Below are 16,494 nucleotides of genomic sequence, written 5' to 3'. Positions count from 1 at the left end.
CGGGATGGCTTGCGGGGTGATCCGAACCCTGGGCAACGGGTTGCTGCCGGATTTACCGTATGCCGTCACGGTTCACTGGTGCTGGCCGCGCAAACCGAAGCGACTCGTTTGCGCTCGGAGATGAAGAGGGGTGTTTCCGGATCCGGAAATGAAAAAAGGCCGGCTAGAAGCCGACCTTTTTATAAAACAGATGGTGCCCAGGAGAGGACTCGAACCTCCACGATGTTGCCACCGCTAGGACCTGAACCTAGTGCGTCTACCAATTCCGCCACCTGGGCACGTTTTGCAGTAGCTGCTTGCTGCAAAGAAGCGAAATTATAGCGCGTATTGCGAGGCTGTCAACAGGATTTGAGGTCGCGAACGAAAATAATTTGGCGGGCTTGCTCGGGGTAGCGAGTGGGGTGCGCAAGCGCCGCGGTGGCCGACGTGCGCCGTCGAATGTGTGATTCCGGTTGAGCGCGCGGGCGCATCAATTCCGCGGTCGGGAATGAAAAGAGGGCGACTGCGAACTGATCGCTTTGGAAAGCAGATGGAGGTCAGGAGGGAGTGGGCTCGGTCACACATGCGCGCCACGACCTCACTTGCAAGCTCGGCCGTTCGAGGCGTCGCGCAAACCGCGCAGGCGCTTTGTTTTCTGCGCTAGAAATGAAAAAGGCCGGCTAGAAGCCGACCTTTTTAGAAAACAGATGGTGCCCAGGAGAGGACTCGAACCTCCACGATGTTGCCACCGCTAGGACCTGAACCTAGTGCGTCTACCAATTCCGCCACCTGGGCACGTTTCGCTTATTACTGCAGTGCGAAGACCGCTATTCTAGCGTGTCGGCGGAGTCTGTCAACACAATTTCACTCAAGGCGATAAAAATATTGCCCCTTGCGCGATGGATTCTCACGCGCCGACCGGATCAGCGCGTTTCGCGATGAAATTCCAGCGCTGCGCCTGGCTCGTGTCGACGCGGGCAGGCAGCAGCCCGGCTGCGAGGAACGTGTCGGCGATCTTCTGCTGTTCGCCGAAGTTTTGCGCGACCACCGCGCGGACGACATAACTGCGCCGCGCGTTCGCGCGCGCGATCGTCGCCGCGTCGAGCCCCCAGATCGGCGCGAGGGTATTCGCAGCCTCCTGCGGGTGGTCGCGCAGCCACGTGCCGGCCTGCGACAGCTGGTCGAACAGGATCTGGACGACGTCGGGCCGCGCGGCGGCGAAACTGCTGGATGCGAGGTAGTAGCGCTGGTACGACGCGAGTCCGTTGCCGTCGGCCAGAATCCGCACGTCGGGATTCCGGTCGACCGACGCGACATAAGGATCCCACGTGATCCAGGCGTCCACGCTGCCACGCTCGAACGCCGCGCGGCCATCCGCGGGCGTCAGGTAGTGGATCGCCGCATCGGCTGGCCCGAGCTTCGCGCGCGCGAGCGCGGCAAGCAGCAGGTAATGGCTGCCGGCCGCCTTCGTGACCGCAATGCGCGTGCCCTTGAGATCGGCGAGCGTGCGCAGCGCGCTGTCCTGCTTGACGACGATCGCCTGTGCCTTCGGCGAAGGCGCCTCCTGCGCGACGTATACGAAACGCGCACGTGCGGCTTGCGCGAAGACCGGAACCGTATCGGCCACGTCGGCACTGAAATCGACGGCGCCGACGTTGAGCGCTTCGGTCAGCGGCAAGCCGCTTGCGAATTCATGCCACGACACGCGCAGGCCGAGTGGCGCCAGTGCCTGCTCGAGCGCGCCGCGCGTCTTGAGCAGTGTGATGAGTGTCGACGACTTCTGGTAGCCGATGCGCAGTACATCGGGTGCGTTCTCGGCGTGCGTTCGGGCGCCGGCGGCAGTCAGGCCGGCGGCCAGCATCACGCGCGCAAATGCGCGGCGGTTCATCGACGTCATGGGTTGTGCTCCTCGTGTCTGGTTCGTTGCATTGAAGCGAGCCGGCTAACGTACCAACGGGGCAGGCGGACGATAACCGATAAATTCTGCTATCGATCCGGCTGACGGGCATAAGAGCGGGGCGCACGGAATCGCGGTGCGCCCATACACGTGTGGGTGGGCGATCGATGCCTCCCGCTTGCATTTGATTGCATAGTCAAATATAGTCATTGCAGAAAACTCAGAGTCAGCGATTGGTGTTGACGCGGGCAGCTCCCGTGCGTCGCGCCGATCGCTTTTTTTCCGTTATTTATCTGACTTGTCAGATAGTTTTGTCCGGCGCCGAAGCCGCTGTTTGGCGCCCGATCAGAAGGACATCCGATGAAGCCGTCCGAAACGCCGGGTACGCCGGCGCCCCTGACCGGCGCCCGCTTCGCGCTGGGCACGCTCGCCGTGGCGCTCGCCACGTTCATGAACGTTCTCGATTCGTCGATCGCCAACGTCGCGATTCCAACCATTTCCGGCAATCTGGGTGTGTCTACCGACGAGGGCACGTGGGTCATCACGCTGTTCTCCGCAGCCAACGCGGTGTCGATCCCGCTGACCGGCTGGCTGACGCAGCGGGTTGGGCAGGTGAAGCTGTTCGTCTGGGCCATCCTGTTGTTCGTGCTGTCGTCGGCCGCGTGCGGGATCGCGCCCAACCTCACCACGCTCCTCGCGGCACGGATCGTCCAGGGTGCGGTGGCCGGGCCGCTCGTGCCGCTGTCGCAGGCGTTGCTGCTGGCTTCGTTCCCGAAGGGGAAGAGTTCGAGCGCGCTGGCGCTGTGGGGGATGACGGCGACCGTCGGGCCGATTGCCGGCCCTGCGCTCGGCGGCTGGATCACGGACAACTACAGCTGGTCGTGGATTTTCTATATCAATGTGCCGGTCGGGTTGTTCGCCGCCGCCGTGATCTGGGCGCTCTATCGCAACCGCGAGACGCCAACCAGCAAGCTGCCGATCGACAAGGTCGGGCTGATTGCGCTGGTCGTGTGGGTGGCCGCGCTGCAGGTGATGCTCGACAAGGGCAAGGATCTCGACTGGTTCAATTCGTCGACGATATGGATCCTGACCATCGTGGCGGTGGTCGGCTTCGTGTTCTTCCTGATCTGGGAGTTGACCGAGGCGCGCCCGATCGTCGATGTCAGGCTGTTTGCACAACGAAATTTCCTCGGCGGGACGGTGGCCATTTCGATTGCGTTTGCAGTATTTTTCGCCAATCTCGTGATCCTGCCGCAATGGATCCAGGGTTCACTCGGCTACCCGGTCATCAATGCCGGCCTTGTGACTGCGCCGCTCGGCATCTTCGCGGTGATCCTCGCGCCGGTGGTCGGCAAGGTAATGCCGAAATCGGATATGCGCGTGCTCGTCACGCTCGCCTTTCTCGGGTTTGCCGGTGTGTTTTTCATGCGCTCGCGCTATACGACGGGCGTCGATACGTGGACGCTCGTCGTGCCCACGTTGCTGCAAGGGATCCCCACGGCGTTCTTCATGACGCCGCTTACGTCGATCATCCTGTCGGGACTGCCGCCCGAGCGCATCCCGGCGGCCGCGGGCCTGTCCAATTTCGCGCGGGTGTTCATGGGTGCGGTCGGCACGTCGCTCGCGAGCACCGCGTGGAACGACCGCACGATCCTGCATCACGCGCAACTGGCCGAGCAGGGCAGCGTGAACAACCCGATCTTCGCGAGTGCGCTTTCCAGTGTGCAGAGTGCGCTGGATGCCGGTACGCCGAAGGCGCTGACGTTCCTCGAGGCGACGTTGAATGCGCAGGCGACGATGCTGGGGCTGAACGATGTGTTCTGGCTGTCGTCGGTGATCTTCGTGCTGATCATCCCGCTGGTCTGGGTGACGAAGCCAGGCCGGGGTGTGGCAGCCGGGGCTGCGGCCGCCGGCGGGCATTGAGCCGGTGCGGGCGGCGCGCGCGGGATTCCGCGTGCCTTGAAAAATCAAGATGTCGCAATTATTGTGTGGGTCAATAAATTGCGACTCAGCGAGCACGATGGAACACTACACGCCGAAGAATTTCCTGCACACCGAAAGCGTGGGGTTCATGCTCGTGAAGGCGCGCAATCTGATCACGTCCGAGATGGATGCGGCGTTGAAGGATCTCGATATCACGGCGCAGCAAATGGGCGTTCTGCTGTCTCTGCGCACCGGCAGCGCGGCGACGCCTTTCGAATTGTCGAAGCTGCTCGGCGTCGACACCGGGCTGATGACGCGCGTGCTCGACAAACTGGAGGGCAAGGGGCTCGTCGAGCGGTCGCGCAGCGTGAGCGATCGACGGGTGGTGAACCTCGCGCTGACCGAAGCGGGGCAGGCGGTGGCCGTGCAGATTCCGGAGATCGCGCCGAAGGTGCTCAACGCCCGCTTGCGGAAATTTTCGAAGGCCGAGTTTGACGAACTGTCCCGGCTGCTGCACAAGTTCATCGGCGAGTAAGCCGGGCGCTGTTCCTTGGCGCTAGAAATGAAAAAAGGCCGGCTAGAAGCCGACCTTTTTAGAAAACAGATGGTGCCCAGGAGAGGACTCGAACCTCCACGATGTTGCCACCGCTAGGACCTGAACCTAGTGCGTCTACCAATTCCGCCACCTGGGCACGTTTTGCAGTAGCTGCTTGCTGCAAAGAAGCGAAATTATAGCGCCCCAATTATTCGTGTCAACACTTTTTTGCGATGCATCGCAAACCGGGCTTCGCCGCGCCTGCTGGCGGCATTCCGGTCATTTGGCGACACAGGCGGGTGATAGAATGACCCGCCGCCGTCAATATAGAACTGTCTGAAGGACACCTCTATGTTGATGCCGTGCACCATCAATCAACGCAACGAGAACAACCATCGACAAACCCTTGAGCAAATATCCGTACCCCATTCCGAGCCGTGAAGAAATTCTCGGCGTGCTGCGTACGAGCGACGCGCCGCTGGCCGCCAACGACATCGCCGAAGCACTGTCGATCAAGCGTCAGGAGCGCGAGGGGTTCTTCCGGCGTGTCGCCGCGATGGAACGCGACGGCCAGATCCGCCTCGACAAGCGCGGCCACTACCAGTTGACCCATCCGTCGAACTTCGTCGCCGGGCGCGTGCAGGGGCATCGCGACGGCTACGGGTTCGTGATCCGCGACGACGGCCAGGACGACCTGTTTTTGCCGAACGGCGAAATGCAGAAGGTGATGCACAACGATCGCGTGCTCGCGCGGATCGTCGGCTACGATCGCCGTGGCCGCCCGGAAGGGCATGTCGTCGAAGTCACCGAGCGCGCGAACAAGCGCGTGATCGGCCGCCTGCTCAACGAGAACGGAGCGCTGATCGTCGCACCGGAAGACAAGCGCATCGGCCATGACATCCTGATCACGCAGAACGTGAAGAAGGCGAAGGTCGGGCAGGTCGTCGTCGTCGAGCTGACCGATTTCCCGAGCCGCCATTCGCAGCCGCTCGGCCGTGTGGTCGAGGTACTCGGCGACATCGACGATCCGGGCATGGAAATCGAAATCGCGGTGCGCAAGTACGGCGTGCCGCACGAATTCAGCCAGCCGGCGCTCGACGAAGCCGCCGCGCTGCCCGACAAGGTGCGGCCGACCGACCTGCGTTTCCGCGTCGATCTGCGCGACGTGCCGCTCGTGACGATCGACGGCGAGGACGCCCGCGACTTCGACGACGCCGTCTACTGCGAGCCGGTCAAGGTCGGCCGTGGCGACGGCTACCGCCTGATCGTCGCGATCGCTGACGTGTCGCACTACGTACAGCCGGGCAGCGGGCTCGACGCCGACGCGCTCGAGCGCAGCACGTCGGTCTATTTCCCGCGCCGCGTGATTCCGATGCTGCCGGAGAAACTGTCGAACGGCCTGTGCTCGCTGAATCCGCAGGTCGACCGCTGCGTGCTCGCGTGCGACATGGTGATTACCGCGCGCGGCGAGATCAAGGCGTACCAGTTCTACCCGGCCGTCATCCATTCGGCTGCGCGTCTCACGTACACCGAAGTCGCCGCTGTCCTGTCGAACACGAAGGGGCCGGAGGCTGCGCGCCGCGCGGACCTGCTGCCGCACCTGCAGGATCTGTACGGCGTCTACAAGTCGCTGTTCGCCGCGCGGCAGAAGCGTGGCGCGATCGACTTCGACACGACCGAGACCTACATCGTCTGCAACTCGCAGGGCAAGATCGAGCAGATCGTGCCGCGCCAGCGTAACGATGCGCACAAGCTGATCGAGGAATGCATGCTGGCCGCGAACGTCTGCGCGGCCGATTTCCTGAAGCGCAACAAGCATCCGGGCCTGTACCGCGTGCACGCGGGGCCGACGCCTGAGAAGCTCGAGAACCTGCGCGCGTTCCTGCGCGGCATGGGCCTGTCGCTCGGCGGCGGCGACAAGCCGCATGCGAGCGACTACGCGGCGCTGATGGCGCAGATCCGCGACCGGCCCGACGCACAGATGCTGCAGCCGATGCTGCTGCGCTCGATGCAGCAGGCCGTCTACAGCCCGGACAACATCGGTCACTTCGGCCTGGCCTACGAGGCGTACGCGCACTTCACGAGCCCGATCCGCCGTTATCCGGACCTGCTCACGCACCGCGCGATCTACGCGATCCTGTCCGGCAAGAAGTACGCGCCGAAGGCGCCGGACGGTTTCGAGCTGAACACCGCGCTGTCGCCGCGCGCCCGCGCGATGCAGCAGGCCGACGACGAATCGCGCGGCCGCTCGCGTTCGAACACGGCGATCTGGGAAGAGCTCGGCCTGCACTGCTCGGCGAACGAGCGCCGTGCGGATGAAGCATCGCGTGACGTCGAAGCCTGGCTCAAGTGCTACTTCATGCGCGACAAGCTTGGCGAGGAGTACGGCGGGATGGTGAACGGCGTCACGTCGTTCGGCATCTTCGTGCAACTCGACACGCTCTTCATCGAAGGGCTCGTGCACGTCACGGAACTCGGCTCGGACTACTTCCAGTACGACGAGATCAAGAACGAGCTGCGCGGCGAACGCACGGGCATCCGCTATCGCCTGTCGGATCGCGTGCGCGTGCAGGTGAGCCGCGTCGATCTCGATGCACGCAAGATCGACTTCCGCCTCGTGCGCGATATGCCGGTGAAGGCGCCGCGTCCGTCGCCCGCGCCGGCCTCCGCGGGTGGCGGTGTCGACCGCGGCAATGGCCCGCGCGTACGTGCGCTGCCGCAGGCGGAAGAGCCCGCGCCGCGCCGCAAGAAGGCTGCGAGCGCGCCGCGCGTCTCGGTGAATGAAGCGCGCGCCGCCCGTGCCGCCGCGAAGAAGAAAGGCGGCAGCGGTGGCGGTGCCGCGGCGAAGCCGACCGCGAAGAAGACACGCGCCCGCAAGAAGTATTGATGAGCGTTCGGGGCGGCGCCAGCGACCGCCCTGCAGTATCGAGAGACGCCGCGTCACCGGTCATCAGCCGGCAACGCGGCGCTTTCCTTTTCCATGGATCGCGGCTGCGCGCGTCGCGCGGCCGCACGTTTGATCGAAGGTTGTTCCAGTCATGTCACGTCTGAAGGTTCTTTACGGTTTTCATGCGGTGACCGCACGTTTGCGGCACGATGCATCGACGGTTGCGGAGGTGCTGTACGACCAGACGCGCCGTGACCGCCGGATGCAGGACTTCCTGCACACCGCGAAGGAAGCGGGCGTGCGGCTGATCGCGGCCGACGAAACGCGCCTGTGGGGCCTCGCGCATACCGAGCGTCACCAGGGCGTCGTCGCGCGTGTCGAGGACATCCCGCTCGCGCAGAACCTGTCGGAGCTGCTCGACGGCATCCAGGGCCCGGCGTTGCTGCTGGTGCTCGACGGTGTCACCGATCCGCACAACCTCGGCGCGTGCCTGCGTGTCGCCGATTCGGCTGGCGCACACGCGGTGATCGCGCCGCGCGACCGGGCGGTCGGCCTGAACGCAACCGCGGCCAAGGTCGCGAGCGGCGCGGCCGATACGGTGCCGTACATCACGGTGACGAACCTCGCCCGCGCGCTGCGCGAGCTGAAGGAGGCCGGCGTGTGGATCATCGGCACGTCGGACGAGGCATCGGCGACGCTCTACGAAACGAAGCTCGACGGCCCCGTCGCGCTCGTGATGGGCGCGGAAGGCGAAGGCATGCGCCGGCTGACGCGCGACACCTGCGACGAAGTGATGAGCATTCCGATGGCCGGCAGCGTGGAAAGTCTGAACGTATCGGTCGCAAGCGGCGTGTGCCTGTACGAAGCCGTGCGCCAGCGGCGCGTGAAGGGCTGACGCAGCCCGTCCCGCGCGCCCTGCGCGGGCCTCGAATGACCCGAACGACGCGTGCCGCGATCCGATGCGGCACGCGGCTCTCCGGAGTTCGCGACCGATGACCCTGTTACGCGTTGGTGCATCCTGCGCCGTGCTGTGCCTGCTGGCCGCCTGCACGTCGCCGTCGCTCGTCGAACGCGGCACCTACTACGCCGACACGAGCCTGCATGCGCGCGGCGCCGATTCGCGGGTCCGCTTTCTCGTGATGCATTACACCGAAAGCGACGAGGCGAAATCGCTGCGCACGCTGACGGGCGATTCGGTCAGTGTGCATTACGTCATCCCGCCGCAGCCGCGCATCGAGCGCGGGATACCGGTCGTCTACCAGCTCGTTCCGGAATCGAAGCGCGCATGGCACGCGGGCGTCAGCGAGTGGCAGGGGACGACCGAGCTGAACGCGGTGTCGATCGGCATCGAGAACGTGAACCGCGGGCCGCTCGATCCGCAAAACCGCACCTGGCAGCCTTATCCGCCCGAACAGGTCGCGGCGCTGACCCGGCTGTCGAAGGACATCGTCGCGCGCTACGGGATTCCGCCGACGCGCGTGATCGGGCACAGCGACATCGCGCCGCAACGCAAGATCGATCCGGGGCCGCTGTTTCCGTGGCGTGTGCTGGCCCAGGCCGGCGTCGGTGCGTGGCCGGACGATGCGACCGTGACTACGCGGCTCGGCGGTCGTGATCCGCATGCGCTGGTCGACGTGCGCGAACTGCAGCTGAAGCTCGCGCGCTACGGTTACGACGTGGCCACCGATGGCGTGCTCGACGCACGCACGCGACGCGTGTTCGCGGCGTTCCAGATGCATTTCAGGCCGTCCGACTATGCGGGCAACCCGGACGCCGAAACCGACGCAATCGCGCAGGCGTTGCTCGACAAGTACTTCCCCGGTACGCAACCGGCGGACAACGCGCCCGCGGCGGGCGCGCCCTGAATCGACAGCGCACGGCACGCCGAAAAACGCGGGCCGTCATCCGAGTCCGGTAAACTGGCGGTTTTCCGCAATCCCGCAGCATTACCACTCCATGACTCAAGACGAACTCAAACGCCTCGTCGGCCAGGCCGCCGCTGATTACGTGATCCAGAACGTGCCGGAAGGCGCCGTGATCGGCGTCGGCACCGGCTCGACCGCCAACTGCTTCATCGACGCGCTCGCCGTCGTCAAGGCGCGCTATCGCGGCGCCGTGTCGAGCTCCGTCGCCACGACCGAGCGCCTGAAGTCGCACGGCATCAAGGTGTTCGACCTGAACGAGGTCGACTCGCTGCAGGTGTACGTCGATGGCGCCGACGAGATCGACGCGAGCGGCGCGATGATCAAGGGCGGTGGCGGCGCGCTGACGCGCGAAAAGATCGTCGCGTCGGTGGCCGATACGTTCGTCTGCATCGCGGACGCCAGCAAGCGTGTGCCGGTGCTCGGCGCATTCCCGCTGCCGATCGAAGTCGTGCCGATGGCGCGTACGGCGATCGGCCGGCGCGTGACCGCCCTCGGTGGCGTGCCGGTGCTGCGCGTGACGAAGGACGGTGCGCCATACATCACCGACAACGGCAACGAGATCATCGACGTGAAGGGGCTGCAGATCGCCGATCCGCGTGGTTTCGAAGCGCAGGTGAACGCATGGCCGGGCGTCGTGACGGTCGGCCTGTTCGCCGAGCGCGGCGCGAATCTGTGCTTGCTCGGCACGGAAAACGGCGTTGAAACGATCGTTTATTCGGCTAATTGAAAGATATGACAAGCAGTCCGTAATGACATGTCATATGTCGTAATGGACTGAATGTTTAAATCTTGTGGAAATCGGGGCCCGGTAGGCGCAATGCGCTTCCCGGGCCTTATTTTTAGCCGTATAAATCACCCCGTCAAAAAGAGGGATAACCCTGTCAGGTGTTTACCAGATAGCGAAATATCCTCGAACTCATCAACTTATAGATCATAAGAACAGTCGTAACCAGGGCCGGCGGAACTGCGGAGCAGGTGTTCGCAAATCGACGCACGGGGAGGTGTCATGGAGCAGGGCAAAGACCGGTCACTGGTCGCCAAAGTGATGGATGGGCTTGTCTCGGGTATCGTCGAGGACAAGTACGGCGGCATCTTGCCGCCGCAGGACGTGCTGTCGAAAGAGTTCGATGTGAGTCGCACCGTGATGCGGGAAGCGCTATCGATGTTGCTTGCGCGCGACATGCTGGACGTGCGGCCGAAAGTCGGCACGCGCGTGCGGCCGATGCGCGACTGGCGGATGATCGATGAAGACGTGGTGAGCTGGCGGTTCCGGGCGAAACCCGATCCGCAGTTCATGCGCGACGTCATCGAATTCCGGATGCTGATCGAACCGCGCGCAACCGCGCAGGCGGCCGTGCGTGCAACGGCTGCCGACATTGCGGGCATCCGCGAAGCGTTCGATGCGTTCAAGGTGCTGCAGCCGGGCGACCCCGGCTACGACACGGCGGACGAGTTGCTGCACACGCGGATCGTTCAGGCGAGCGGCAACCAGTTTTTCCAGCAGATGGCGGCGATCGTGCGCGGTGCGGTGCGTCTCGTGAATCCGCGTGTCGTGCAGAAGGAAGGTGCGCACGAGATCGTGGTGAAGGCGCATGCGCGGGTGGTCGACGCGATCGAGCGTCGCGATCCGCGCGAAGCCGAAGCCGCTTCGCTCGCGCTGATCGATTTCAGCGCCGACGAGATTTCACGCGATTTCTCCGTCGACGTACCCATGCGCGCCTGACGCTGTGCGTGTCGCTCATCCGTGTGCCGCCGGGCCGTTTATCATGACGACCGGCCGGCAGCGTGCCGGCCATCGTCATACGACCGACACGGAAGATCAGGATGAACGACAACGACCATCGCCCGGTGCGCTTCGGCATCGTCGGTGCAGGCAGCATTGCGCGCCGCTTCGCGCAAAGCCTCGCTCACGTGCCGGGCGCCACGCTCGCCGGTGCCTGGGCCCGCCGCACCGATGCCGCGGCAGCCTTTTGCGAAACGCACGGCGGTACGCCGGCCGCGAGTCTCGAAGCACTCCTTGCGAGCGACATCGACGCGGTTTACATCGCGACGCTCCATGACAGTCATGCGCAGTACACGCTGGCCGCGCTTGCTGCCGGCAAGGCCGTGCTGTGCGAAAAGCCCGCGACGCTGAACGCGGCGCAGCTCGACACCGTGCTGCGTGCGGCACGCGACGCCGGGCAGCTTTTCATGGAGGCGATGAAGCCGCCGTTCTTTCCGCTGTATCGTCAGTTGCGCGCGCATCTGCGTGACGATCCGATTGGCGAGATCCGGCTCGTGCGGGCAGGGTGCGCGTCGTCGTCGGTCCCGGACGACCATGCCGTCTATCGCCTCGATCGCGCGGGCGGCGCGCTGCTCGATATCGGGATCTACGAGGCGTTTCTCGCGGTCGACTGGCTCGGCGCGGCGCGCGACGTGCAGACGCTCGGCCGTGTCGGTGCTACGGGTGTCGATCTGTTCGCCAGCCTGAACAGCGTGCACGCGAACGGCGGGATCGCGCAGCTCTTTTGCGGGCTCGACGTGATGGGGCGTGGCGACGCGCTGATCGCTGCGGCCGGCGGCCACGTGACGATTCACGAGAAGTGGTGGAACCCCGCACGTGCGACGATTCGCTATGCGGACGGGCGCACCGTCGAACTCGATGCGCCGGTCGACGGCGGCGGGCTGAACTACGAGACCGCGCATTTCTGCGACCTGCTGCGCGCGGGCAAGACCGAAAGTCCGATCGTGACGCACGACCATTCGCGGCAGATGATCGCGATGACCGATGCCGCGCGAGCGGCGCTCGGCGTGCGTTATTCGGGGGAGTAAGCGGGAAGCGGGGTGCCGGGCACGCGCGAGCGGCCCGGCGAACGGCGTGCGCTCAGTGCCGCGACGGCAGCGACAGGCGCTTTTCGTACCAGCGCTGCACCCATTCGAGGATCTGGCACAGGATCCAGTACACGGCCGCGGCGGCGAGATAGAGCGGCAGCGGCTGATAGGTCGCCGCGATCACTTCCTGCGCGCTGCGCAGCAGTTCGGTCACGGTGATCACGGACACGAGCGACGTGTCCTTGATCAGGCTGATCAGGCTGTTCGACAGGCTCGGCACCGCGATGCGCAGCGCCTGCGGGCCGATCACGTAGCGCAGCGTCTGCCCCCACGACAACCCGAGGCTGTACGCGGCGAGCCACTGGCCGCGCGCGATCCCGTTGATCGCGCCGCGCATGCTTTCCGACATGTAGGCGGCGACGTTCGCGGACAGCGCGATGACGCCGGCGGGCGTCGGGTCGAGCGAGATGCCGAGGCTCGGCAGCCCGTAATAGATGACGAAGATCTGCACGAGCAGCGGCGTGCCGCGCATCAGGCTCACGTACGCGCGTGCCAGCCACGCGAGCGCGTTGACCCAGATGCGTTCGAAGCCGTCGAGCGCTTCGCTTTGCCGGATGCCCATCATCGCGAGCACGACGGCGCCGAGCAGGCCGAACACCATCGACAGCACGGCGAACTTGACGGTCAGAACGGCGCCCTGGGCGAGCACCGGCAGCGATTGGACGAGCAGGGACGTTGTCGACATGGAATACGAATCGAATGTGTGCGCGAAAGCGCAATCATAAACCGGACGAATAAAACAAAGGGCGGCATCGTTACGGATGCCGCCCTTTCCGGCCCGCCATCAGGCGGGAAATGCAGGCGTGCTTACTTGATCGGCTTCGTCACGTCGATGCCGAACCATTTGTCCGAGATCTTCGTGAAGGTGCCGTCGGCTTCGAGTTGCGCCATCGCATCGTCGATCGCCTTCTGGAACTTCGGGTTGCCCTTCTTGAACGGGATGCCCGACGGGTTCGCCGAGCCGACGTTCGCGCCCGGGCGCAGCGGCAGCTGCGAATTCTTCGTCAGGTACGCGAGCATCAGGCGGTCGTTGAGCGCCGCGTCGAGACGGCCGGCCGCGAGATCGCGCAGGTACTCGGGGGCGCCCGGGTACGTCTTCACGTCGATGCCCGGCACCGACTTCGCCATGTCCATGTAGTTCGTGCCGAGCGCGACGCCGAGCTTCTTGCCTTTCAGGTCTTCAAGCGACTTGAACTGGCGCGTGTCGTCGTTGCGCTGGATCAGTTGCGCGGACGAGTACGTGTACGCCGGCGAGAAGTCGAGCGTTTCCTTGCGCTTGTCGGTGATGCCGACCTGGTTGGCGATCACGTCGAACTTGCCGGCCTGCAGGCCCGCGATGATGCCGCTCCATTCGGTCGTCACGAATTCGGCTTTCACGCCGAGCTTCGCGGCCACGGCCTTCGCGATGTCGACGTCGAAGCCGACGAGTTCGCCTTGCGGGTTCTTCGAGTTGAACGGCGGGAACGTGCCTTCGAGGCCGACCCGCAGCGTGCCGCGTTGTTTCACCTGGTCGAGGAGGTCAGCCGCATGCGCGGTGGCGGCAGCGAACGACGTGCCGATCAGGCCGGCAACCAGCAGCTTCTTCAGCAGCGCAATCTTCATCGTGTGTTTCCTTGCCCTGTCCGGGTCATTGATTCTGATAACGGGGTCGATGATAGCAAAAACGCAATCGACCACTAAATACCGTTTGTTTATGCCTATATTACGCGGTGCGGTCGCGTGCGACGGCCTTCACGCATTCCGCGACGAGCGCGGGGCCACGGTAGATGAAACCCGTATAGAGCTGCACGAGTGCCGCGCCGGCCGCGAGCTTTGCCCGGGCATCCTCGCCCGAGAAAATGCCGCCGACGCCGATGATCGGCACTTCGCTGCCGACTTCGGCGTGCAGCTTGCGGATCACTTCGTTCGACGCGTCGAACACGGGGCGGCCCGACAGGCCGCCGGCTTCGTCCGCATGCGGCAGGCCTTGGACGGCCGCGCGCGACAGCGTCGTGTTGGTGGCGATGACCGCCTCGATCTTGTGGCGCAGCAGCGTGTCGCCGATTTCCTTGACCTGTTCGTCGTCGAGATCGGGCGCGATCTTCAGCGCGAGCGGCACGAGCTTGCCGTGCAGGTCGGCGAGGCGCTGCTGCTTGTCCTTCAGCGCGGCGAGCAGCGCGTCGAGCTCGCCCGCGCCCTGCAGCTGGCGCAGGTTCTTCGTGTTCGGCGACGAGATATTGATCGTCACGTAGCTTGCGAACGGGTACACGCGCTCGAGGCAGTACAGGTAGTCCTCGGCGGCGCGCTCGATCGGCGTATCGGCGTTCTTGCCGATGTTCAGGCCGAGGATGCCGCGATAGCGGGCGGCCTGGACGTTCTTCACGAACTGGTCGACGCCGTGGTTGTTGAAGCCCATCCGGTTGATCAGCGCTTCGGCCTGCGGCAGGCGGAACATCCGCGGGCGCGGGTTGCCGGGCTGCGCGCGCGGCGTGACCGTACCGACCTCGATGAAGCCGAAACCGAGCGCCGCAAGGCCGTCGATGGCCGCGCCGTCCTTGTCGAGGCCGGCCGCGAGGCCGACCGGGTTGCGGAACGTGAGCCCCATCACGGTGCGCGGCGCGTCGGGCACGCGGGCCGACAGCGCGCAGGCAAGGCCCGTACGGCCGGCCGCGCCGAGCGCGCGCAGCGTGAGGTGGTGAGCGTCTTCCGCATCCATCTTGAACAGGGATGCGCGGGCCAGCGGATAGAGGGAACTGAACACGGGAATTGGGCGGACAGCCGGAATGAATGACAACCCGCTATTTTACCGGGAGTTGGGCGGCAGGGGCGCGCTTCGCTTCGTCATCCCCGCGGCGCGCGTCAGCCCGAGCCCGAATGCCCGCCCGGCAACGGCGCACGGGCCAGCGCCGCGTCGACGGGCGGCAGGTCGATCCGTTCCGGATCGAGTATCTTCCAGCGGCCGTCGATCAGCCCTTCGAGCGGGTGGAAGTTCGCCTTGTAGGCCATTTTCGGGCTCTCGCGGATCCAGTAGCCGAGGTACACGTAGGGCAGGCCGAGGCTCTTCGCCTGCTCGATCTGCCACAGGATGTTGTAAGTGCCGTAGCTCGTGTGCTGGTCGTCGGGCTCGAAGAACGTGTAGACGGACGACAGCCCGTCGCCGAGGATGTCGATCATGCTGACCATGCGCAGCTTGCCGGGCTCGCCGCCGGGGGCGTCGAGGTCTCGGAATTCGACGAGGCGCGAGTTGATCCGGCTCTGCAGCAGGAATTGCTCGTACTGGTCGCGGCTGTCGCGATCCATGCCGCCGCCCGCGTGGCGCGCCGACTGGTAGCGCATATAGAGCGCGTAGTGCTCTTCGTCGTAATGCAGCGGCGAAACCGTCGCAACGAGCGTGCGGTGCCGCTTCCACATCCGGCGCTGCGTGCGCGACGGCGCGAACGCGTCGACGGGGACGCGCACCGGCACGCAGGCACGGCAGCCGTCGCAGTACGGGCGATAGGTGAAGACGCCCGAGCGCCGGAAGCCGGCCTTGACGAGTTCGGTGTAGATGTCGGAATTGATCAGGTGGCTCGGCGTCGCGACTTGCGAGCGCGCGACGCGGCCGTCCAGATAGCTGCACGGATAGGGCGCCGTTGCATAGAATTGCAGCGCCGAAAGCGGTGAAAGCGGCAGCTCAGTCGGGTGAGTCATGGGCAGCTCTCGTTGCAGGGAGGGAGTGCCGCGCTAGCGCTCGATCCCGGAGGGGGGCGCCGTTTCGGCGCGGCCCGTCAGCGCGGCGAGCACGCGCTTGTCGAACTGCCACGGAATCGGCGGTTCGGCTACCGCGCTGCGCACGTGAGCGACAAAGGCCTTGCGTGCGATCTCGCGGCCGCCGAGCGACGCTAGATGCGACGTATTCTGCTGGCAGTCTATCATTTCCAGCCCCTGCTCGCGAAGGTGCGCGATGAGCGTGGCCAGCGCGATTTTCGATGCGTCGGTCGCGTCCGCGTACATCGATTCGCCGAAAAACATTCGCCCGAACGACACGCCGTACAGGCCGCCGACGCGCCGCCCGCCGTGCCACGTCTCGATGCTGTGCGCGTTGCCAGAGCGGTAGAGCGACGTGTACGCGTCGATGATCTCGGCCGTGATCCACGTGCCGCGCTGCCCGCGGCGCGGCGCCTGCGCGCAGGCGCGCATCACACCCGGAAAGTCGTAGTCGACGCGCACTTCCCATTCGGGTTCGCGCAGCACGCGCTTCAGCGTCTTGCGCAGCGAAGGCGACACCTTGAATTCGGCCGGCACGAGGATCATGCGCGGGTCGGGGCTCCACCACAGCACGGGCTGGCCGTCCGAGTACCACGGGAAGATGCCGCGCAGATACGCGTCGATGAGGCGTGAGGGCAGCAGGTCGGCGCTCGCGGCGAGCAGCCCGGGCGCGCCGGTGGCGGGACCGAGCGCGCGTTCGATGGGCGGAAACGGATCGTCCGGGCCGAGCCAGGGGACCATGGGGCGGGGG

General features: G+C 65.2%; 14 protein-coding genes and 3 tRNA genes. 8 read left to right on the top strand and 9 right to left on the bottom strand.

The genetic code is table 11. From position 1 onward, the window contains the following. Positions 1–191: 191 nt before the first annotated feature. The 3 genes from G3N93_RS03120 to G3N93_RS03110 form a co-directional block, all read right to left on the bottom strand. Positions 192–278: transfer RNA gene (locus G3N93_RS03120), tRNA-Leu, on the bottom strand. Between the two features lie 409 nt (positions 279–687). Further along, a tRNA-Leu gene (locus G3N93_RS03115) sits at positions 688–774 on the bottom strand. A 112-nt stretch (positions 775–886) separates the two neighbouring features. Then, the gene (locus tag G3N93_RS03110) at positions 887–1,876 is read right to left on the bottom strand and encodes an aliphatic sulfonate ABC transporter substrate-binding protein (protein ID WP_206132261.1); all 990 of its coding nucleotides are present in this window, start codon (positions 1,874–1,876) and stop codon (positions 887–889) included. Positions 1,877–2,236: 360 nt separating this feature from the next. On the opposite strand from G3N93_RS03110, the gene G3N93_RS03105 reads away from it, so the two are divergent. Continuing rightward, the gene (locus tag G3N93_RS03105; protein ID WP_206132260.1) at positions 2,237–3,799 is read left to right on the top strand and encodes a DHA2 family efflux MFS transporter permease subunit; all 1,563 of its coding nucleotides are present in this window, start codon (positions 2,237–2,239) and stop codon (positions 3,797–3,799) included. A gap of 97 nt (positions 3,800–3,896) precedes the next feature. Continuing rightward, positions 3,897–4,334 (top strand): MarR family winged helix-turn-helix transcriptional regulator, encoded by a 438-nt coding sequence (locus G3N93_RS03100; RefSeq protein ID WP_174982156.1) that lies wholly within the window; start codon positions 3,897–3,899, stop codon positions 4,332–4,334. A gap of 70 nt (positions 4,335–4,404) precedes the next feature. On the opposite strand, the gene G3N93_RS03095 is transcribed toward G3N93_RS03100, so the two are convergent. Beyond that, positions 4,405–4,491, bottom strand: a tRNA-Leu gene (locus tag G3N93_RS03095). Between the two features lie 249 nt (positions 4,492–4,740). Here G3N93_RS03095 and rnr point away from each other — a divergent pair. The 6 genes from rnr to G3N93_RS03065 all read left to right on the top strand — a co-directional run bounded on the left by rnr (position 4,741) and on the right by G3N93_RS03065 (position 11,957). Then, positions 4,741–7,221 carry a ribonuclease R gene (gene rnr, locus G3N93_RS03090; protein ID WP_206132259.1) on the top strand — a complete coding sequence of 827 codons (2,481 nt, stop codon included), beginning with the start codon at positions 4,741–4,743 and terminating at the stop codon, positions 7,219–7,221. A 151-nt stretch (positions 7,222–7,372) separates the two neighbouring features. Then, positions 7,373–8,116: a 23S rRNA (guanosine(2251)-2'-O)-methyltransferase RlmB gene (gene rlmB, locus G3N93_RS03085; RefSeq protein ID WP_011351846.1), complete on the top strand. Its 744-nt coding sequence runs from the start codon at positions 7,373–7,375 to the stop codon at positions 8,114–8,116. A gap of 97 nt (positions 8,117–8,213) precedes the next feature. Further along, on the top strand, positions 8,214–9,086 hold the full coding sequence (locus tag G3N93_RS03080) for an N-acetylmuramoyl-L-alanine amidase (RefSeq protein ID WP_206132258.1): 873 nt from the start codon (positions 8,214–8,216) through the stop codon (positions 9,084–9,086). Between the two features lie 91 nt (positions 9,087–9,177). Next, entirely contained in the window at positions 9,178–9,873 is a 696-nt protein-coding gene (gene rpiA, locus G3N93_RS03075) for a ribose-5-phosphate isomerase RpiA (RefSeq protein WP_011351848.1), read from the top strand. Positions 9,874–10,152: 279 nt separating this feature from the next. After that, entirely contained in the window at positions 10,153–10,869 is a 717-nt protein-coding gene (locus tag G3N93_RS03070; protein WP_011351849.1) for a FadR/GntR family transcriptional regulator, read from the top strand. A 101-nt stretch (positions 10,870–10,970) separates the two neighbouring features. Continuing rightward, the gene (locus tag G3N93_RS03065; RefSeq protein ID WP_206132257.1) at positions 10,971–11,957 is read left to right on the top strand and encodes a Gfo/Idh/MocA family protein; all 987 of its coding nucleotides are present in this window, start codon (positions 10,971–10,973) and stop codon (positions 11,955–11,957) included. Between the two features lie 52 nt (positions 11,958–12,009). On the opposite strand, the gene G3N93_RS03060 is transcribed toward G3N93_RS03065, so the two are convergent. The 5 genes from G3N93_RS03060 to aat form a co-directional block, all read right to left on the bottom strand. After that, the gene (locus tag G3N93_RS03060; protein WP_006484207.1) at positions 12,010–12,702 is read right to left on the bottom strand and encodes an amino acid ABC transporter permease; all 693 of its coding nucleotides are present in this window, start codon (positions 12,700–12,702) and stop codon (positions 12,010–12,012) included. Between the two features lie 122 nt (positions 12,703–12,824). Next, complete coding sequence (locus tag G3N93_RS03055; protein ID WP_011351851.1) at positions 12,825–13,619, bottom strand: cystine ABC transporter substrate-binding protein; 795 nt, start codon at positions 13,617–13,619, stop codon at positions 12,825–12,827. A 100-nt stretch (positions 13,620–13,719) separates the two neighbouring features. Further along, positions 13,720–14,757: a quinone-dependent dihydroorotate dehydrogenase gene (locus G3N93_RS03050; RefSeq protein WP_174934346.1), complete on the bottom strand. Its 1,038-nt coding sequence runs from the start codon at positions 14,755–14,757 to the stop codon at positions 13,720–13,722. Between the two features lie 98 nt (positions 14,758–14,855). Next, the gene (locus G3N93_RS03045) at positions 14,856–15,686 is read right to left on the bottom strand and encodes an arginyltransferase (protein WP_011351853.1); all 831 of its coding nucleotides are present in this window, start codon (positions 15,684–15,686) and stop codon (positions 14,856–14,858) included. Between the two features lie 33 nt (positions 15,687–15,719). Further along, positions 15,720–16,484, bottom strand: a complete 765-nt coding sequence (aat, locus tag G3N93_RS03040; protein ID WP_174934344.1) for a leucyl/phenylalanyl-tRNA--protein transferase — start codon at positions 16,482–16,484, stop codon at positions 15,720–15,722. Positions 16,485–16,494 lie beyond the last annotated feature (10 nt).

This window comes from Burkholderia sp. Se-20378, from assembly GCF_017104665.1.
GTDB classification, from domain to species: domain Bacteria; phylum Pseudomonadota; class Gammaproteobacteria; order Burkholderiales; family Burkholderiaceae; genus Burkholderia; species Burkholderia lata.
The sequence above is the reverse complement of the archived record's forward strand: the minus strand, read 5'-3'. Positions and strand labels throughout refer to the sequence as shown.